General features: G+C 46.9%; 19 protein-coding genes, 1 tRNA gene, 2 rRNA genes and 1 riboswitch (1 of these 23 running past the window's edge). Of the genes, 6 read left to right on the forward strand and 16 right to left on the reverse strand.

The genetic code is table 11. The features are described from left to right. Nucleotides 1-241 precede the first annotated feature (241 nt). Nucleotides 242-379: riboswitch (cyclic di-AMP (ydaO/yuaA leader) on the forward strand. A gap of 5 nt (nucleotides 380-384) precedes the next feature. Continuing rightward, nucleotides 385-885: a C40 family peptidase gene (locus ASL14_RS11605; protein WP_134911693.1), complete on the forward strand. Its 501-nt coding sequence runs from the start codon at nucleotides 385-387 to the stop codon at nucleotides 883-885. A 305-nt stretch (nucleotides 886-1,190) separates the two neighbouring features. Then, nucleotides 1,191-1,697, forward strand: coding sequence for a GNAT family N-acetyltransferase (locus tag ASL14_RS11610; protein ID WP_134911694.1), 507 nt, complete (start codon nucleotides 1,191-1,193; stop codon nucleotides 1,695-1,697). A 75-nt stretch (nucleotides 1,698-1,772) separates the two neighbouring features. On the opposite strand, the gene ASL14_RS11615 is transcribed toward ASL14_RS11610, so the two are convergent. Both ASL14_RS11615 and ASL14_RS11620 read right to left on the reverse strand, forming a co-directional pair. After that, nucleotides 1,773-2,072: a 4a-hydroxytetrahydrobiopterin dehydratase gene (locus tag ASL14_RS11615; RefSeq protein ID WP_007428083.1), complete on the reverse strand. Its 300-nt coding sequence runs from the start codon at nucleotides 2,070-2,072 to the stop codon at nucleotides 1,773-1,775. Nucleotides 2,073-2,191: 119 nt separating this feature from the next. Beyond that, nucleotides 2,192-2,485, reverse strand: coding sequence for a hypothetical protein (locus tag ASL14_RS11620; RefSeq protein ID WP_025683485.1), 294 nt, complete (start codon nucleotides 2,483-2,485; stop codon nucleotides 2,192-2,194). 187 nt (nucleotides 2,486-2,672) lie between these two features. Here ASL14_RS11620 and motA point away from each other — a divergent pair, with 187 nt between their 5' ends. Both motA and ASL14_RS11630 read left to right on the forward strand, forming a co-directional pair. Next, nucleotides 2,673-3,467 (forward strand): flagellar motor stator protein MotA, encoded by a 795-nt coding sequence (gene motA, locus ASL14_RS11625; protein ID WP_134911695.1) that lies wholly within the window; start codon nucleotides 2,673-2,675, stop codon nucleotides 3,465-3,467. Beyond that, nucleotides 3,460-4,287 carry a flagellar motor protein MotB gene (locus tag ASL14_RS11630; RefSeq protein WP_134911696.1) on the forward strand — a complete coding sequence of 276 codons (828 nt, stop codon included), beginning with the start codon at nucleotides 3,460-3,462 and terminating at the stop codon, nucleotides 4,285-4,287. Before motA ends, ASL14_RS11630 begins: the two co-directional genes overlap by 8 nt. Before the next feature lie 134 nt (nucleotides 4,288-4,421). On the opposite strand, the gene rluF is transcribed toward ASL14_RS11630, so the two are convergent. Both rluF and ASL14_RS11640 read right to left on the reverse strand, forming a co-directional pair. Further along, on the reverse strand, nucleotides 4,422-5,123 hold the full coding sequence (gene rluF, locus ASL14_RS11635; RefSeq protein WP_014279090.1) for a 23S rRNA pseudouridine(2604) synthase RluF: 702 nt from the start codon (nucleotides 5,121-5,123) through the stop codon (nucleotides 4,422-4,424). A gap of 24 nt (nucleotides 5,124-5,147) precedes the next feature. Next, nucleotides 5,148-7,451 (reverse strand): PAS domain S-box protein, encoded by a 2,304-nt coding sequence (locus ASL14_RS11640; protein ID WP_134911697.1) that lies wholly within the window; start codon nucleotides 7,449-7,451, stop codon nucleotides 5,148-5,150. A gap of 328 nt (nucleotides 7,452-7,779) precedes the next feature. On the opposite strand from ASL14_RS11640, the gene tadA reads away from it, so the two are divergent. After that, a complete protein-coding gene (gene tadA, locus ASL14_RS11645) occupies nucleotides 7,780-8,280 on the forward strand; it encodes a tRNA adenosine(34) deaminase TadA (protein ID WP_134911698.1) in 501 nt (166 codons plus the stop codon). Between the two features lie 93 nt (nucleotides 8,281-8,373). Next, on the forward strand, nucleotides 8,374-8,973 hold the full coding sequence (locus ASL14_RS11650; RefSeq protein WP_134911699.1) for a GNAT family N-acetyltransferase: 600 nt from the start codon (nucleotides 8,374-8,376) through the stop codon (nucleotides 8,971-8,973). Nucleotides 8,974-9,065: 92 nt separating this feature from the next. Here ASL14_RS11650 and ASL14_RS11655 read toward each other — a convergent pair whose 3' ends face one another. From ASL14_RS11655 to ASL14_RS11705, 12 genes are all read right to left on the reverse strand, one after another. After that, entirely contained in the window at nucleotides 9,066-10,142 is a 1,077-nt protein-coding gene (locus tag ASL14_RS11655) for a hypothetical protein (RefSeq protein ID WP_134911700.1), read from the reverse strand. A gap of 199 nt (nucleotides 10,143-10,341) precedes the next feature. Continuing rightward, entirely contained in the window at nucleotides 10,342-10,497 is a 156-nt protein-coding gene (locus ASL14_RS11660) for a small acid-soluble spore protein P (protein WP_134911701.1), read from the reverse strand. Nucleotides 10,498-10,568: 71 nt separating this feature from the next. Further along, complete coding sequence (locus tag ASL14_RS27365) at nucleotides 10,569-10,739, reverse strand: hypothetical protein (protein ID WP_187644973.1); 171 nt, start codon at nucleotides 10,737-10,739, stop codon at nucleotides 10,569-10,571. A gap of 27 nt (nucleotides 10,740-10,766) precedes the next feature. Beyond that, nucleotides 10,767-11,108, reverse strand: a complete 342-nt coding sequence (locus ASL14_RS11665; protein ID WP_134911702.1) for a hypothetical protein — start codon at nucleotides 11,106-11,108, stop codon at nucleotides 10,767-10,769. A 143-nt stretch (nucleotides 11,109-11,251) separates the two neighbouring features. Further along, nucleotides 11,252-11,340: transfer RNA gene (locus tag ASL14_RS11670), tRNA-Ser, on the reverse strand. Between the two features lie 90 nt (nucleotides 11,341-11,430). Further along, nucleotides 11,431-12,714 carry a serine--tRNA ligase gene (gene serS / locus ASL14_RS11675; RefSeq protein ID WP_134911703.1) on the reverse strand — a complete coding sequence of 428 codons (1,284 nt, stop codon included), beginning with the start codon at nucleotides 12,712-12,714 and terminating at the stop codon, nucleotides 11,431-11,433. A gap of 36 nt (nucleotides 12,715-12,750) precedes the next feature. Beyond that, a complete protein-coding gene (gene pdxT / locus ASL14_RS11680; protein ID WP_134911704.1) occupies nucleotides 12,751-13,317 on the reverse strand; it encodes a pyridoxal 5'-phosphate synthase glutaminase subunit PdxT in 567 nt (188 codons plus the stop codon). 16 nt (nucleotides 13,318-13,333) lie between these two features. Beyond that, nucleotides 13,334-14,215: a pyridoxal 5'-phosphate synthase lyase subunit PdxS gene (pdxS, locus tag ASL14_RS11685; RefSeq protein WP_134911705.1), complete on the reverse strand. Its 882-nt coding sequence runs from the start codon at nucleotides 14,213-14,215 to the stop codon at nucleotides 13,334-13,336. A 142-nt stretch (nucleotides 14,216-14,357) separates the two neighbouring features. After that, nucleotides 14,358-15,746 (reverse strand): D-alanyl-D-alanine carboxypeptidase family protein, encoded by a 1,389-nt coding sequence (locus tag ASL14_RS11690; protein WP_134911706.1) that lies wholly within the window; start codon nucleotides 15,744-15,746, stop codon nucleotides 14,358-14,360. 332 nt (nucleotides 15,747-16,078) lie between these two features. After that, the gene (guaB, locus tag ASL14_RS11695; RefSeq protein WP_134914523.1) at nucleotides 16,079-17,536 is read right to left on the reverse strand and encodes an IMP dehydrogenase; all 1,458 of its coding nucleotides are present in this window, start codon (nucleotides 17,534-17,536) and stop codon (nucleotides 16,079-16,081) included. Between the two features lie 347 nt (nucleotides 17,537-17,883). Then, nucleotides 17,884-18,000, reverse strand: a 5S ribosomal RNA gene (gene rrf / locus ASL14_RS11700). A 105-nt stretch (nucleotides 18,001-18,105) separates the two neighbouring features. Then, a 23S ribosomal RNA gene (locus ASL14_RS11705) occupies nucleotides 18,106-19,738 on the reverse strand (it continues 1,296 nt past the right edge of the window).

The raw sequence follows: 19,738 nt of genomic DNA on the forward strand, positions 1-19,738 counted from the left end.
CAACTATCCATCTCCATTCATATCCAGGCAAACGGCACATAACTGAATACTCTTAACAAAATCTGTTCCCGCGATAAAGGGAGCAGATTTTTTTGTAACTTTTTGCGATGAAACATTTGCCAAAGCCAGCCGACTTTGTTACAATAATCGCAGTGAACTGATAGTAACAACTTTGTAATCTTTATTGTAACCTTTACCTTAAAAACATCGTTATCGTGAATATTGCTCTCCAAGGTGCACATCTTAAGTTAAGCCTAATTCCTGGCACCTGGGAAGCGGGGGAACCAGTTTGGGTGAATTGATCTCGCAACAGAGTGGTCATAGGGGAACCTTCTACCGAATCCTTAAGCTAACCTCGCAGGCATTGGAAGGGGTATATTTTTTTTGAAGAAGAAGCTAACGATCGCAGCCATGGGTCTCGCCATTGCCTTTACATCTTTTACATTCGGTGGAGGAAGTGCATTTGCAGACTCTAAGATGGACCAGGTCATCCAAGATGCCAAAGGAACGAACTACAGAAGCGGAGGCACTACACTCGACGGGTTCGATTGCTCCGGCTTCACAATGTATGTATATCACAAACTAGGAATTAATCTGCCCCATCAATCCGGATCACAATTCAAAATGGGATCTTCCGTATCCCGCGACGAAATGAGACCTGGTGACCTGGTGTTCTTCAACACCACAGGAAGAGGCATTTCCCATGTAGGTATCTTCGTAGGTGAAGGGAAATTTGCCCACTCCTCATCTTCACGTGGTGTAGTTGTTAGCTCACTGGACGAAAACTATTACGCTAACCGCTATGTCGGTGCAAAAAGAATTATGAGCACAGACGCTTACCACGCTGTAGCTTCTGAAACTCCTGATGACGACAACGTAGAATAACTAACGAACAGCAAACTAACCCTGAGCCGCAATTTGATTCTGGCCGGAATCGAATTGCGGTTTTTTATGTCCACAACATCAGAAACGTTATCGTTACTGACGAACTGACACCTCAAAAGGTTTCAGATTTTGCGAACATCGTCGGTTTTACCGTCACGGCTGGGGGAGCATATGAACAGTAAAGCCTTCTTATTGAATGTATACCCGACTTGGGTATGAAATAAACACCGCTTGCCAATCCCCTGCAACTTGTCTACAATCTGTTGTTAATGGTTTAAGTACTTGTAAAAGGAGGATGGGGAGACATGCCGGCCTCAATATCTAACTACCGGATCGTACCGATGGACGAACAGCAGGCGGCTGCGATATGTGAGTGGCGCTATGATCCACCCTACAACATATACGGCTGGCTACCTTGGGAACAAATGAAGGCACTTGAAGTCGAATTTGGAAGCCCCACGCTTCGCCAAGAGCAATATGTTGCTGTGCTGGATGACGAGAACACGCTAACCGGATTTGCTCAATATTTCCCGATGATTGGAGTGACCCGGCTGGGTCTGGGAATGCACCCCCAATTATGTGGACATGGCAGAGGCGCCGATTTTGTCCGTGCCATTGCCATGGAAGCCAGACGACGCAACCCGGAGAATGAAATTGATCTGGAGGTACTGACCTGGAATGGGCGCGCCATTCGGGCTTACAAGGCAGCCGGATTTGAGATTACGGATACCTATGAACGTCAGACTCCCGATGGTAAAAAGCCGTTTCATTGTATGGTATATCATCCTGACCCCCAGCCTCGTGTTCAATGATAAAAGCGCCTTCGGCATACAACGGCATTGTTGTATATCGAAGGCGCTTTTATCATATGGCAGACCATGATCAGCTCAATGACTGCTACGCATTTTCTCAAAAGCTTCATTATATTGTTGGGCTTCCTTAATATCTACGGCCATAATGCCACCGTCATCCCAGGAGGTTAAGCGCAGGGTCACGGTCTTATAATCAATCGTAATAAATGGATGATGATTAAATGCTTCCGATATAGCAGCAACTTCATCCACGAATGCAATCCCTTTCATAAAACTGGAAAAATTATATTTGCGGACAATCCAGCGTCCTTCCTCCAGTTCCCAGCCCTCCAGCTTCTCCAGATGTGCTTCAATCTCTTCTTGTGTAAAAGGCATGTTACGACTCCTCCCCGTTTATACGGAAGCCTTTCAGCCGCTTGAATGCGACCAAAACTACGATATAGTGGTGTCCATATTACCACGGCCCCGTTGATAAATCCATAAGACGGACCTGTTCAAATCAAAGGTACCGACGTTAGCTCCTCATCCCCAATGAGCACATAGATACGGTGCTGCTCCGGTTCATAGATGACAACGCCGCTGCCCACAGCGATAACGGGCTCTGTACCCAGCGCATAAAACAGGTCTTCAGCCAGCGCTTCATTGACTTCCTGACGCCCTGCCGGGTCCAGCCTGTCCCAATCTTCTGCTTCCATTTCGAAAAATTCATAGCTATCCGGAATGTGTCCCACAGCCTCTGTCAAATCGTTCAAAATTTGTTCATACTCCCGTCCGTGCTTCACTCCCATGCCATTTCCTCCAATTCTTCCACCATTCATTAGATAATCACCTTATTATACCGGAAATTCGTACTTAACAAAAAAGAGAGTTTTGTCGATAAATACTATAATCCGTCTTGTAATGACGTGCCTGGGGCAAGGACGACCCCGGTGGCATGAAAGGATTCAAAATCTATTCTCATGGATGAGGTGTATCATGCAAATTTCAACCATTATCGGACTTGTACTCGGGATTATGTCATTGGTCGTCGGGATGATTCTCAAAGGCGCGCCAGTGATCAACTTGGTCAACAATCCCGCTGCTTACATGATTATTTTTGTCGGAACGGCAGCAAGTATTTTTATGGCCTTCCCGATGGCAGAAATTAAACGGATTCCAAAACTGTTCAAGGTTATTTTCACGGAACAAAAGCTTTTGGACCGTAAAGAGCTCATCGGCACGTTTACCGAATGGGCATCCATTACCCGTCGCGAAGGCCTGTTAGCGCTGGAATCCAAGGTAGAGGAGATCGACGATCTCTTTATGCGTGGCGGTATGCGTATGATTATTGATGGTAATGATCAGGAATTCGTACGTGACGTTCTGATGGAGGACATTAATGCTACTGAAGATCGACACCGCTCAGGTGCGCTGATTTTCTCTCAGGCTGGTATGTACGCTCCGACGCTCGGGGTACTCGGTGCCGTCGTAGGTCTGATTGCCGCTCTAGCCGACCTTAGTGACATGGAAAAGCTGTCTCATGCCATTGCGGCTGCCTTTATTGCGACGTTGCTCGGTATTTTTACAGGTTACGTCCTGTGGCATCCAATGTCCAATAAGCTGAAACGGTTATCCAAAAAAGAAGTAGAGCTTAAATTAATGATGGTCGAAGGCCTGCTCTCGATTCAATCAGGTATATCCACCATTGCGATCAGCCAGAAGCTGACGATATTCCTGACTCCGACCGAACGGGCTACCCTGGCCGAGAAGGATGGGGATTCCGGTGAGTAAAAAAAGACATGAACCGCACGAGGAGCATGCCGACGAAAGCTGGCTGTTGCCATATTCCGACTTGATGACCCTTCTGCTAGCTCTTTTCATCGTCTTATTCGGGATGAGTTCGCTCGACGCCAAAAAATTCGAGGAAATGGCCCAATCCATGAGTTCAGCCTTTAACGGAGGCTCAGGGATTCTGGAGCACTCTGCTGCCAATCCATCGTCACAATCCGCAGATATGGGCAAAAATAAAGAACAGGTAACACAACCTATAAAGTCTAAAGCCACTTCTACGGCTGAACTGCAAAAGCAACTCGCCCAGCGGGAAGAAGAGGATTTGAAAAAGCTCAAAAAGCAGATGGATCAGTATATTGAAAATAATGGTCTGACTCCGCTGCTCAATACGAAGCTGAACCAATCCCAGCTCATGATCACCATTAGCGATAACGCCTTGTTTTCATCGGGTCAGGCTGAGGTAAAACCGGAAGCACGAAAGCTGGCCAAGTCCATCTCCAGCATGCTCCAGCAATTTCCTGGCTATGATGTCATCGTATCTGGCCATACAGATAATGTGCCGATTTCCAATAGTCAGTTTCCGTCCAACTTTGATTTAAGTGCCAAACGATCTCTGAATTTCTTGCGCATTTTGCTGCTCAATCCCCAGCTTGATCCAACCAAATTTGTATCCATCGGTTATGGTGAGTATCGTCCACTAGCAAGCAATCAGGATGGTCAAGGACGCTCCAAAAACCGCCGTGTCGAAATTTCCGTACTACGTAAATATCAGAACGGCACACAAGTTATCAGTCCTACCTCAAGCGCGATTGAAGGTTGATTATGTATATGTTATATAGACAAAGGCACCGCCGCATTTTTTATGCAGCTGGTGCCTTTTCATTGTGCTATTCCACTCTGCCTCTTGTCCTATCCATTGCCGTACCATCTATCAGCCATGAGAAGCCCTCAGGCTTAGCTGAGTGTATAATTCAGCATCTCACCTAGTTCCTGCTTCTCCGTCTCTGTCAGGTCACGCCAGGCGCCTCTCTGAAGCGACCCCAAACGAATATTCATAATCCGTAGACGTTGCAGCTTCTTCACTTCATAGCCAAAGGCAGCACACATGCGCCGGATCTGACGGTTTTTCCCTTCCGTCAAGATGATGCGGAATACGTACTCAGATACACGCGTCACTTCGCAGGGGAGCGTCCGCTGACCGAGTATTTTTACACCTGTGGACATCCCCTGCACGAAAGATGGTGTGACGGGTCGATCCACCGTTACGATATACTCCTTCTCATGCTTGCCTTCCGCCCGTAAAATCTTATTCACAATGTCTCCGTCATTCGTAAGTAAAATGAGACCTTCCGAATCTTTATCCAGACGTCCGATGGGAAAAATCCGTTGCGGATGCCCCACAAAGTCGACGACATTCCCTCGAATGTGGCTTTCTGTCGTGCTTGTAATCCCCACCGGCTTGTTCAATGCAATATATACGTGACCGGACTTTTCACGGAGTGGCTTGCCGTTCACACGGACGTCGTCGCCCTCCTCCGCCTGACTGCCCAGCACCGCCACCTCGCCGTTAATCGTCACGCGGCCGCTCTCTACCAGCTTGTCCGCCTCCCGGCGCGAGCAAAAACCGGTTTCGCTGATAAACTTGTTAATGCGCAACCTGTGTACCCTCCATTTCTACTGTCACGCTTCCTTCTGCTGCCCATCCAATGGCTCAGGCTCGGCAGTTGGAAGCTGCACAAGGGCTGTCGTTCCCTCTCCCTCTATGCTATCAATATCCAGTGTGCCTTTATGACTCTGTATAATACGCTGGCTGACCATAAGTCCGAGTCCTGTACCTGTTTCCTTGTTTGTGAAAAAAGGTTCCCCCAGCTTGGACAGCATTTCTGCCGGAATACCCGTCCCTTGGTCCCGTATGAAGATTTTAACGCTTTCTCCCTCCAAGAACAAATGAATCGTTATCGTACCACCCTTGCTCATGGCCTCCATACTATTTTTAAGCAAATTAATGAATACCTGTTTTAACTGGTTTTCTTCGGCGTATACGAGGGCAGGCTCCTCCGTTACCTGTAGATTGAACACAATGCCTAGCAGATGCGCCTGACTATCAAGCAAGGAAATGACGTCACTTACAATATAACGCACATCTTTTTTCTGAAAATGTACCGCCTGCGGCTTTGCCAATATTAAAAATTCGCTGACGATCAGATTAATACGATCCAGCTCGGACAGCATAATATCATTATGCTTCAGATTCAGCACTTTATTTTGCTGCTGTAACTGGAGGAATCCGCGTAGCGTGGTCAGCGGATTACGAATTTCGTGCGCAACTCCTGCCGCCAGTTGTCCTACCGTCGTCAGTTTCTCCGATCTGCGCAGCAATTCCTCCATCCGGTTGCGGCCTGTAATGTCGCGCGAGACGCTGATGAATCCCAGGATCTCGCCTTCTTCATCCAGAATGGGCGACATGCTCATACTAATCTCTACCGTACTTCCATCCTTGCGCATTCGAATGGACTCAATAGATACCATACTCTCTCCCTGAAGCAATCTTTCCTTCTGAAATTCGTACTCTTCCTCTTGCTGTGGCGGTACGAACTGGAGTTTACGTCCGACCAATTCTTTTTTGGTCCAGCCGTACAGGGCTTCAAAAGCATGATTGACCCGGATGATACGCTCATCCTGATCGGTCACATGAATCGCATCAGCGGTCTGATTAATGACAGACTCCAGATGTTCTTTTACAGAACGGTTCTCCTCATACATCTGTTCGAGTCTCCGTGTATACATCCCGAGATTGTAGGCCATCGCATTGATGCGTTCACCAAGCTGAGCAAGCTCATGACCACCCTTAATCTGTAGTCGTGTGTCAAAATGGCCGTCAGCCATCTCGTTCACTTTTCCCAATATCGACTGAATTGGGCGGACAAACAAACTTGCCAGCACATAGCTGCCAATGATCACAACCTCCAGTAAGACAATAGAGATGGCAATCAGACTGATTAATTGCTTATAAATAACGGAAGAGATCGTATCATAATTCATAACAATACGAATGACATAGGCGTCACGGTTAGCCGGATAAAATGGTATGTAACTGACGAGGACCCGTTCGCCTTTAATATAGCAGTCTTGTACAATACTCTCCCCGGAGAACATGGCCTTGGAAACAGCCAAACGATCCTCCTGTACCCTCGCTAGTTGATAAGTGCCGAATCGGATAGGTTTGTTGTACATGTAATAATATTTTCGGTCGTTTCCATGGTTGTCCATCGTAGAGCCACCGAAGGTTGTAGGGTTAATTCCCGTTATCTCCATGATGCGGTAATCCACTTGTTGGGTTTGCTTTACGATTTCATCGGGGTTGAGGATCGGTATAAAATTTTGCACTTCACTGTCCTGAAAGGAGATTCGGATCATATAGTTACGCTTTTGGTCATAATAAAATCCCCATTTGTTAATATGGGTGGCATCTGAGCCTGTATAGTCAAATGCTCCAGTCCAAAAATGATCCAGATTTTGACCATGCACCATTCCAGCCTGTCCATGCTCATATAATTGATCAACTGCATTTTTCCAATAGCCTGTCAATGGATCGCCAGACAAGATCTCTTTCGGATTGGACGATTTGGCAACTTTGTACCCCTTCCCATCACGCACCATCAGGGAAATATCAATATCCCCGCTGCGCTTGGTCATCTGTTCGAGTTGTTCCTGCGTAACATGATCGATATCAGGATCAAGCTGGCTGGCAGCCAGCATGGCAGATAGCCACAACTTATATCCAAGCTGCTTGTCGACGGCCACCCAGCTTTGTTGAGTTTGTTCAATGGCTCCTCCAATAATCTTGGCCGTCAGAACCATTTTCGTTTCGCTGTCACTTCTTAAATTTTCGTGGGTCATGTAATAGTTGAGTGCAATATTTAACAAAAGGATAAACAGAACGGACCCCGACAAAATGATCGTAATTTTGATTTTTATCGACACACTGATTTCTCACCTCTTGCCGTATGCTGGCGATTACTGGCAATTGCTAATTCAATGATACCGTAATAGCGCCTGTGATACCAGCATTTACATTTCCCGGATAAACATAAATACACACAGCTTGTATACAGTTGTCAATATGCGAACGTTTGCCTACAATATAATAAGATAATCATCCACAAGTCGTCCACAAATACACAGCTTTTATTATAAACTGTGGATAAACCTGTGGATAAGTGTCGTGTTATCCACAAAATTATTCACATCATGTTAACAACGGAATATTTGTTCGTTGGATAATTCGCATTTGAAAGGGGCCTTTTTACCAGTGACCACAATAGATCACGCTTATTGGATGAAAGAAGCTATTCAAGAAGCGTATAAGGCAGAAGCGTTGGGTGAAGTGCCCATCGGAGCTGTCATCGTAAAAGATAATGAAATCATAGGACGCGGCTACAACTTGCGCGAGACGGACGCTGACCCGACAGCACATGCCGAAATGGTCGCCATTCGTCAGGCCAGCGAGCATCTGGGAGCCTGGCGCCTGCTGGATTGTAGGTTGTATGTCACTCTGGAGCCGTGTCCCATGTGCGCCGGAGCGATTGTACAATCACGGGTTCCCTATTTGATCTATGGCACCACCGATCCGAAGGCAGGCTGCGCGGGTACGCTGATGAATTTACTACAGGAGCCTCGATTCAATCATTGCACTGAGGTGATCAGCGGCGTTCTTCAAGAGGAATGCGCCTCGCTGCTGACAGATTTTTTTCGTCAGCTCCGGCAAAAAAGGGCCGCTGCCAAGTTGTCTTCCCCACCATCTTCATCCTGAGGATGGGTAGTTAGGATCGCTTACTTATACGCAACCGTAATGCAGCCGTTATTGACGTCTCATTGCTAATTTCCCATGGAAGGAGATCAGCCCATGCCTATGAGCTTGTATAACACGCCTCAAGGTATCTTGTTACGGCCATTTAGCCTGGCGGATAGTGAAGCTCTACTTGCCCTCAGGCTTACAAATAGGGAGTCCCATGCGCCGTACGAGCCACTTCACGGCGATTCATTTTTCACGCTGGAAGAACAGGAGGAATATATCCGTCAGAAATTGCGTCAAGCAGAGGAGGATCGGGGATATTCGTTCGGTATCTTTCTCTTGGAGGACGAGCGTCTGATCGGCTATGTCTCCATTTCTAATCTTGTGCGCGGCATGGGACAATTCGCCGATATCGGCTACATGATGGATCAGCATGAACAAGGCAAAGGGCATATGACCGCAGCTTTGAAGCTGGCCATACAATTTGCCTTCCGCGCCCTATCGCTTCACCGTCTACAAGCCGGAACCCTGCTGCATAATGAGCGCTCACAGCGTGTACTGCAAAAGTGCGGCTTTCAGCCTGAAGGTATTGCCCGCAAGCTGGTACAAATTCAAGGGACATGGCAGGATCATCGGATGTTCGGGCTTTTAGCAGAGGATCACGTGTGGCAGACCCGGACAGGTACACCATCTGCTCAGAGCCATATATGACAAAAAAACCGCCTGGCTCTAAGCCAAGCGGTTTTTCTCGCATTACATCATATTATATGGATAATGCCTTTACAATCGCGTCATTCCTTTACTTAAGGAGCAACAGTTTGCATTTTTTGTTGAAATTGTTCGATCGTCAGGACTTGGTCCCCTGTTGGAATACCCACTTTAAATGTTGCTTTTTCATTGATTTTGCTGTATTGCGTGTAGCCAGTTACAGACAATTTTACGTTATCTTTTGTGGTCGGGTCATTCATTTCTACATTCGCATTCAGGTCTTGATACACAGGAATATCATCCTTGTTCAAGGCTGTGTTAATGTCGAACTGTTTCACCGTCAAATAGTTTTTCAACTCATCCAGCTTTTTGCTAACCTCACTGGTGTTGGATTGCAGTTCTTTCTTCGCTTCAGCCAGCTCTTCCTTCTTCACTTGCAGCATGCTAGCATATTCGTCTTTAGACATCACATCAAGAACTTTAGGAAGCGCCTTAGTGATAAATGTATTTGTCGCTTGCTTCACGTTGTCGTTTGTCACTTTAAATTGTACGACTTGTTTAGCTTTAAGGCCTTGTGGCAATTTAGCATCCTTAGGATCAATATCAAAGAAGTACGTAGCTTGATCATACTCACCCAAAATAGCAGCAATGACTTCATTCGCAAATTTCTGCGATTTTTCCTGATCCATTGATGCAGGGTTAAATTCTTGTCCGGACTGTTTAGCCAGCTCCTGCGGATCAATAATCAGGAATTTGCCTACAACTTCCTGTGGAAGCGGGTAAAATGGAATGTTCGGAATTTTAACGTACAATTTATCCTTGGTCATAACCATTGGAATCGTGAAGCTGGTGGAAAGGTCACCTTTCAAATGAATGCCCAGCGTCATTTCAGATTGTAAAGGTTCTTTTTGGTATACACCATCCAGCGTAATGTCCGCATTTTTCAGCATGCTCGTCACCATTGCACTTTGCTCGCTTGGGACGGAAGCAGACGTAATCGTCAAATCCTTAACCGTGAATTGGCTTTTGGATTCATAAGAAGTCAGTTTCATTGCATTAGCGGTACCGTTCGTAACAGCTTCCTTCGGTTCTAACTTCTTGCTACAACCAACTAGGGCTACCGTCAAAAGCAACACCATAGTGAGTACCAAGACAGATAACTTTTTACTCATTGTGTAGATTCTCTCCTCTCGTAATTAACCCCTTTTATAATACTAACAAAAAAATACACACCCCCCTATTTTACCGCATACTCACAGGTAATGAAACACTTATTGGAAAATTTTCTTACAATAAGCACAAAGACACCCCGGCTCTTTAACCAGGGTGTCCTGTACTTTACCATAATTTTTAGGCAAAAAGTCTAACTGCTTATGATCCTTCTCTGTTGTGGTGGTCTACGTGATTCCGCTGCTTCACCTTTTTGGAACCGGACAATGGCTCCTGCTGATGATTGCGCTCACGCTTTTCATTTCCTCCACCGGCGTCCTGTGCCTCGGGAACAGGAATGGCTTTAGGCTTGCTCATTTATGCATCCTCCGTTCTCAGACTATATTTTGATACATCGACAAAACCGTTTATTACCATTTAAAGTAGGACTATAGATGGTGCAGGTCTTCCGTTTTATCATGGTTAAGTGCATCCTGATGACGGCGGTCATTACGGTCCTGCTGTACTTGTTGTGCCTGATGACTGTTAACCGGACGCTGCTCCAAATCATCCACAATGTTAGACAGGTTTTTATCCAGTCCGTTTTTGGCTTTTGTCATGTAGCTTCCCCCCTCATACCTTCATGACTACGAATGTGTTAATGACTGTAACGTCTGAGCACACTGATGAATATGCCGAGTATAGTCGGACACCAGCTGTTGAATGATATCTGTTCGTTCATCCACAGACTGTCCGTCCCGTTCTACATCAACCAAGCTAACCTTCACTTCCCGAGAATCTACATAAGTACATGCAAAATCAAAGGAGTACATTTGTCTGCCCTCTACCTCGATATGGATGCGTATAGTGCGATTGTCTGCTTCATCTGCTTGTACCTGTGATTTATCCCCTGAATTCAAAAGTCTCGCCAGTTGTTCCTGCCAGGCTTCTACCAGCTTTTGCTGATCTACTGTCATTTCTCGATTCATGCCAGCACCTCCACATCTGATAACGTGTGAAAAAAACAGGCTTTTTATACAACAAAAAAGCCATTCTTTACGATCTCTAATCATCAGCGCGTAAAGGCCAATGTATCAGCTATCGTATCGAAAGGCTTGGTTCATTTATAATATGGCGGAGAGGATGGGATTCGAACCCATGTGAGCTTGCACTCTAACGGTTTTCAAGACCGCCCCGTTATGACCGCTTCGGTACCTCTCCAGGTGGTAATTGGATAAAGTTGCTTCCCATTTAAAAAAATATCGGGCGCAACAAAATTATTTTACCACAGACTTTAAACGAATGCAATGCTTACTGTTTGGGAGCAATAACTTCAGCGCCTCGCATGTATGAACGCAGCACTTCCGGGATCACAACGCTTCCGTCCTCTTGCTGATAGTTCTCCAAAATAGCAGCCACTGTGCGTCCTACAGCCAATCCTGAACCGTTCAGTGTATGTACAAATTCAGGCTTTGCTTTCGGCTCCGGCCGAAACCGGATGTTTGCACGACGCGCTTGGAAATCTTCTGTATTCGAACAAGAAGAAATCTCACGGTACATGCCACTCTCAGGCAGCCACACTTCCAGATCATACGTTTTGGCAGACGTGAAACCCATATCCCCGGTGCAAAGTGCCAGCACACGATATGGAAGTCCAAGCAGTTGCAAAACACGCTCTGCATTATTCGTCATTTTCTCCAGTTCCTCATAGGAGGTATCTGGGTGAACCAGCTTAAGCATCTCTACCTTATTGAACTGATGCTGACGGATCAAACCACGTGTATCCCGTCCTGCCGATCCTGCCTCAGAGCGGAAACAAGAGCTGTATGCTACATAATTTTTTGGAAGCTGATCCGCGTTCATAATCTCTTCGCGGTGATAGTTCGTTACCGGAACTTCAGCCGTAGGAATGAGATAATACTCGGTATCACGCAGCTTGAACAAATCCTCTTCAAACTTCGGAAGCTGTCCTGTTCCATACAGGCTGTCCCGGTTCACAATGTATGGGGGCAGCATTTCTTCATAACCATGCTCACTGCTATGCAGATCCATCATAAAGTTAATCAGCGCACGCTCCAGCCGTGCCCCCAATCCTTTGTAGAACGTAAAACGGGAACCCGTCACCTTCGCTGCCGCCTCAAAATCGAGAATATCCAGCTCCTGTGCCAGCTCCCAATGTGCTTTAGGCGTAAAAGAAAACTCGCGTGGCTCCGACCAGCGGCGAATCTCTACATTATCCTCCTCCGAAGCACCTACAGGCACCGACTCGTTGGGGATATTCGGAATGGACATCACCAGTTCGTCGATCTGAACCTCCAGTTCGCGCACTTGCTCATCCAATTCTTTAATACGGTCAGAAACCTGACGCATCTCGGCAATAAGGTCATCCGCATTTTCTTTATTCTTCTTCAACTTGGCTACTTCACCGGATACGATATTCCGGCGATTTTTGAGCGCTTCACTTTCCTGAAGCAACTCACGACGACGAACATCCAGATCCGTAAAGCCATTTATCAGATCCAGAGATTTGCCCCTATTTTGCAAAGCTTTTTCAACCCGACCAAGCTCATTACGTAAAATCTTTATATCTAACACAGGTAACCCCTCCTACACTACAAACCTGACTTTCTGCTATTCGCGGACCATATCCACAAAATACTGATGTAACCGGTAATCGTCTGTTAACTCCGGATGGAAGGATGAAGCCAGCAAATGACCCTGACGGGCCGCCACGATCTCGCCGTTATACTTAGACAGCACATCTACTCCCGTTCCAACAGACTGTATTAATGGCGCGCGTATAAACACAGCACGAACCGGCTCCTCAATCCCTTTAATGTCCAAGTCTGTTTCAAAGCTTTCCCGCTGGCGACCAAAAGCATTACGTGACACTGTAATATCCATCAGTCCCAAATGTGCTTCTTCTTGTCCTTGAACCGTTTTGGCCAGCACAATCAATCCCGCACAAGTGCCGAATATAGGCTTGCCTTGATCGGAAAACTGGCGTATGGCATCTATAAAGTCATACTTGCGCATTAGTTTGCCAATCGTCGTGCTTTCACCACCGGGAATGATAAGACCGGACAGCTCATTGAGCTGTTCGGTCTTCTTCACCGCCACACCTTCCGCACCCGCAAGTTCAACGCTTCGTATATGCTCAGCCACAGCGCCTTGCAGCGACAGAACTCCTATTTTCATGCCGGTCCCTTCCTTCTTACCAACCACGATCCTGCATGCGTTCATGCGGTGCCAGTTTGGAAATTTCAATGCCCTTCATCGGAGCGCCCAAATTCTTGGACACTTCTGCAATCAGCTTGTAGTCCGTATAATGAGTAGTCGCTTCCACGATGGCACGTGCAAATTTCTCAGGGCTATCGGATTTGAAAATACCAGAACCGACGAATACACCATCAGCGCCCAAATGCATCATCAATGCGGCATCAGCAGGTGTTGCTACGCCGCCCGCTGCAAAGTTGACCACTGGCAGCTTGCCGTGCTCATGCACTTCCAGCAGCAATTCGTAAGCAACGCCAAGGTTTTTCGCTTCTGCATACAGCTCGTCCTTCGACAGGTTTTTCACCTTGCGAATTTGGCCGTTGATAAAACGCATATGACGAACAGCTTCGACAATATTTCCGGTTCCAGGCTCACCCTTTGTACGAATCATGGATGCCCCTTCGCCGATGCGACGCAGTGCTTCTCCCAGATCCTTGGCTCCGCATACGAATGGAACGGTAAACTCTTTCTTATCGATATGGAAAACTTCATCCGCAGGTGTCAGCACTTCGCTCTCGTCGAGATAGTCAACTCCGAGAGATTCCAGCACCTTCGCCTCCACAAAATGGCCGATACGAGCCTTAGCCATAACGGGAATAGAGACCACCTTCATGACCTCTTCCACAATCGTTGGGTCAGCCATACGGGCAACCCCGCCAGCTGCACGGATATCTGAAGGCACCCGTTCAAGAGCCATTACCGCTGTAGCACCTGCCGCCTCTGCGATTTTAGCCTGTTCAGCGTTCATGACATCCATGATTACGCCGCCTTTTTGCATCTCTGCCATACCTCTTTTTACTCGTGAAGTTCCCGTTTCCATGTCGTTTCCTCCTGTAAGGGTTACGTTTAGATTCTAACTTAATATTTTACCGCACAGACGCCAAATACACAATCATTTCAATCAGCAAAATACGTAAGGCATAGCAAGAATCCTCGGCTCTATCTGTCTGGTAACCAGACGATTAGAACAGGTTTTTAATGCCCTGAAACAAATCACCAAAGAAATTGCCAATGGCCCGGAAAAGCATACGGAACCAGCCAGCCTCTTCTACAGCCGTCGTAGTTACCAGGTCAACGGTTTTCACCTGACCTTTTTCTACACCATCCGTTTTATAAGTGTACGTAATCGTTCCGACTTTCGCCCCTTGCTTCAAAGGTGCCACGAGCGAGCTTTCCGGCGTAATGTTCGTTGAAAACGTCACTTTAGGGTTGGCTGCCCCCTTAGGTACGACAAAGCTTACCGCATCCTTAGTCACGACAGGTACTTCTGTTTCAGTCCCCTTGGTGACAGGCACATTCTCTACACCTTTAACCACCGTCTTTGGAGCCACTACCTGCTTCACTTCAAAATTATCAAAGCCATAGTTCAATACTTTAGCAGTCTCTGTAAAACGGTGTGGCTCTGAGTCTGCCCCCATAACTACACTGATAAGACGCATTCCGTTGCGTTCGGCTGTCCCCGTAAAACAGTTGCCAGCATTGCTCGTATGACCGGTTTTCATTCCGTCCAGACCCGGATAGGCAAATTTTCTAAAGTTAGTTATATTCTTGTTTGCTTCCAACATCCAGTTGTAGTTAATAATCGGTGCTTTGTCCGTCGGACGGAACTTGTACGATTGAATCGTCGTAAACCGTATATAGTCAGGGTGATCCTTAATAATGTTACTAGCTAGTGTAGCCGCATCTCTCGCTGTCATTACAGTCTCTCGATTGGTATCCGGCTGAAACCCTGTAGGCATATCACCACGGTCTAACCCTGTAGAGTTAATAAAATACGTGTTTTTCATACCCATTTTCTGAGCTGTTTCATTCATCAATTTTACAAAGTCCTGCTCGGTTCCAGACACACGCTCGGCAAGAGCTACCGTTGCATCATTGGCAGAGCCTACCGCCATGGCAATATACAGTTCTTCTACCGTATGTTGATCACCTTGAGCTAGAAAAATACGTGATCCGATGCTCTTGGCAGCATTCTCATTAACCGTAACCTTATCCGTCCATTTGAGCTTTCCTTGCTTAACCTGCTCCGCTACGAGGTACTCTGTCATCATTTTGGTCATACTTGCTGGTGGGAGCGGCTCATCCGGGTTCATAGACAGCAATACCTGCCCTGTGGAAGGCTCAATCAAGATAGCCGAGCGCAGCGCCAGACTAGGTGGCTTAACAGAGCCTGTCCCCGTAATATTGACTGCCTCTGTTGTCGCTCCGGCGGCAAACGTAGCTACAGACGGATCAAAATTGCCCACAACCGGCAATGCTGACATGTACATCATATTAAGCACCATGACTGCTGTTACGCTCTTTTTAATCATGCTGCGTTTTTTATTTTGCTTTAGATTATTCGGTTTCAAATGGATACAAACTCCTCTCGTACCTCAACCCGATCCGCTATGTATAACGAGCCGGTGGTTACAGCCTTAACTTGGCCAATGTAATTAATGTTTAATGTCTTATCGTTTATTGGATTTCATCTTTATAAGTTCGGCCTATCATGAGCATGCTCTACTTGTTGTTTGTTTGAATCCAGCAAGGTACTCATTCAAGGGTACTAATGTGTCTTTACTTTCTCAACAATTTCTTAAAAGGGCGGACACCTGTCTATTCTATCACAGGGGTATCTCTAAAAAAAGACAGGCAGAGCGAAATGCGCTCTGCCTGTCGTCAAGCCTACTACATCTGAACTTTATAGAGAGTAGTTTGGTGCTTCTTTCGTAATTTGCACATCATGCGGATGGCTCTCACGCAGACCTGCACCTGTAATACGGATAAAGCTTGTATCGTTACGAAGCTCCTCAATATTAGCTGTACCGCAATAACCCATACCGGAACGAAGACCTCCCAACAGCTGATGAACAGTGTCGGAAAGTGGTCCTTTATAAGCAACGCGTCCTTCAATGCCTTCCGGTACTAATTTCTTGTCGTCATCTTGGAAATAACGATCTTTACTACCTTGCTTCATCGCAGCCATAGAGCCCATACCACGATATACTTTGAAGCGACGTCCTTGATAAATTTCGGATTCGCCTGGGCTTTCTTCCGTACCTGCAAAAAGACTTCCCAGCATTACCGCAGAAGCCCCTGCCGCAATGGCCTTTGTAATTTCACCGGAGTATTTAATACCACCGTCGGCAATAATCGGAATATTATATTCACGTGCTACTGTTGCACAATCATAAATAGCTGTTACTTGTGGAACACCAATCCCTGCGATTACGCGTGTTGTACAAATGGAGCCTGGACCAATGCCGACTTTTACGACCGAAGCTCCTGCTTCAATCAATTCGCGCGTTCCGTCACCAGTAGCTACATTACCTGCTACAATCGTCAGATCAGGATAAGCATCACGCAACTTGCGAACCGCTTCAATAATGTTAATATGATGACCGTGAGCTGAGTCCACGACAATCACATCCACACCAGCTTTTACAAGTGCTTCAGTCCGATCAAACGTATCTTTGGAAATACCGACAGCCGCACCGACCAGAAGACGCCCTTGTGCATCTTTCGCTGCGTTTGGAAATTGAATAGCCTTCTCAATATCTTTAATAGTGATAAGCCCTTTGAGGTAATTTTCATCATCGACCAAAGGAAGTTTTTCAATTTTATGCTTTTGCAGAATACCTTCTGCTTCCTGCAAGGTCGTACCTACAGGTGCAGTTACCAGCTTTTCCTTGGTCATCACTTCACTGATTTTAAGATTAAAATCGTGAATAAAACGAAGATCGCGGTTAGTAATAATACCCACCAGCTTATTTTCTTCATTTACAACAGGTACGCCAGAAATACGATATTTACCCATAACAGCTTCAGCATCAGATACCAAGTGATCTGGAGTCAATGAAAATGGATTGGTGATAACACCGCTCTCTGAACGTTTAACCCGATCTACCTCTACTGCTTGCTGTTCAATCGACATATTTTTATGAATAATACCGATACCGCCTTCACGAGCCATGGAAATTGCCAAAACTGCCTCAGTAACAGTATCCATACCAGCACTCATCAAAGGAATATTCAGCTTCACGTTATCACTCAAACGGGTCGCTACACTTACTTCTTTCGGCAGAACCACCGACTTGCGAGGTACCAGCAAAACATCGTCAAAGGTAAGGCCTTCCTTACCGAATTTATCTTCCCACACCAAGATGATCCTCCTTCAAATTGTTTAGTCTGTATTGGTCTTGTTGTCTGTCCGACATGGACAAATCAAGGCTCTCTGAAAATATATTATTGCAATCTTAGCAAAGCGGTATAGGGGTGTCAAGCCTTCCTCAGCAGCCATAACTTTTAGTATTACCCTGTACAAACAAGTGTACTCACAGGAAGGACATCCTTTATAATTAAGCTTTTCCAGAGATAAAGTCGACCCTTTTATTAAAAATAATCCGCTTGGAAAAAGACAGATTAGGGGTTACATATAAGGTTCTGGAACGTAATATACAAAAAAAGGACCATAATCTCAAGGAGATCATGGTCCTTCTTCCTTTTGCTTGGCGACGTCCTACTCTCCCAGGACCCTGCGGTCCAAGTACCATCGGCGCTGGAGGGCTTAACGGTCGTGTTCGGGATGGGTACGTGTGGAACCCCTCCGCTATCGCCACCAAACATGAATTTACATCGTAAATTCGCCTATACGTATGTATCTTCTACATACTTTCAAGGTGTTACACCCTGAAAACTGGATCCGAAACTCTATTGCATTTTATTCTTTAGGATAAGCCCTCGACCGATTAGTATTGGTCAGCTCCATGCATTACTGCACTTCCACCCCCAACCTATCTACCTCGTCGTCTTCAAGGGGTCTTACTAATTGGGAAATCTCATCTTGAGGGGGGCTTCACGCTTAGATGCTTTCAGCGCTTATCCCTTCCGTACATAGCTACCCAGCGGTGCTCCTGGCGGAACAACTGGTACACCAGCGGTACGTCCATCCCGGTCCTCTCGTACTAAGGACAGCTCCTCTCAAATTTCCTACGCCCACGACAGATAGGGACCGAACTGTCTCACGACGTTCTGAACCCAGCTCGCGTACCGCTTTAATGGGCGAACAGCCCAACCCTTGGGACCTACTTCAGCCCCAGGATGCGATGAGCCGACATCGAGGTGCCAAACCTCCCCGTCGATGTGGACTCTTGGGGGAGATAAGCCTGTTATCCCCAGGGTAGCTTTTATCCGTTGAGCGATGGCCCTTCCATGCGGTACCACCGGATCACTAAGCCCGACTTTCGTCCCTGCTCGACTTGTAGGTCTCGCAGTCAAGCTCCCTTCTGCCTTTGCACTCTTCGAATGATTTCCAACCATTCTGAGGGAACCTTGGGGCGCCTCCGTTACTCTTTAGGAGGCGACCGCCCCAGTCAAACTGCCCACCTGACACTGTCCTCGCACCGGATCACGGTACCAAGTTAGAACCTAGATACGATCAGGGTGGTATCCCAAGGATGCCTCCTCTCAAGCTGGCGCTCAAGTCTCTTAGGCTCCCACCTATCCTGTACAGATCGTACCCAAATTCAATATCAAGCTGCAGTAAAGCTCCATGGGGTCTTTCCGTCTTGTCGCGGGTAACCTGCATCTTCACAGGTATTAAAATTTCACCGGATCTCTCGTTGAGACAGCGCCCAAGTCGTTACGCCATTCGTGCGGGTCAGAATTTACCTGACAAGGAATTTCGCTACCTTAGGACCGTTATAGTTACGGCCGCCGTTTACTGGGGCTTCGGTTCATAGCTTCGCCCCGAAGGACTTACCACTCCCCTTAACCTTCCAGCACCGGGCAGGCGTCAGCCCGTATACTTCGCCTTGCGGCTTCGCACAGACCTGTGTTTTTGCTAAACAGTCGCTTGGGCCTTTTCACTGCGGCCCCCTCGGGCTATTCACCCTACCGAGGCACCCCTTCTCCCGAAGTTACGGGGTCATTTTGCCGAGTTCCTTAACGAGAGTTCTTCCGCGCGCCTTAGAATTCTCTTCTCGCCTACCTGTGTCGGTTTGCGGTACGGGCACCTTCTCCTGGCTAGAGGCTTTTCTTGGCAGTCTGAGATCATGACCTTCGCTACTGTAATTTTCGCTCCCCATCACAGCCCAGCCTTACGATGTGCGGATTTGCCTACACACCAGCCTCACTGCTTAGACGGACATCCATCAGTCCGCGTCACTACCCTACTGCGTCACCCCATCGCTCATAACGGATTACGGTGGTACAGGAATTTCGACCTGTTGTCCTTCGACTACGCCTATCGGCCTCGCCTTAGGTCCCGACTTACCCTGAGCGGACGAACCTTCCTCAGGAACCCTTAGGCTTTCGGCGGATCTGATTCTCACAGATCTTTTCGTTACTCATACCGGCATTC

Origin of the sequence: Paenibacillus sp. IHB B 3084 (assembly GCF_001447315.1) — a bacterium.
Taxonomy (GTDB): domain Bacteria; phylum Bacillota; class Bacilli; order Paenibacillales; family Paenibacillaceae; genus Paenibacillus.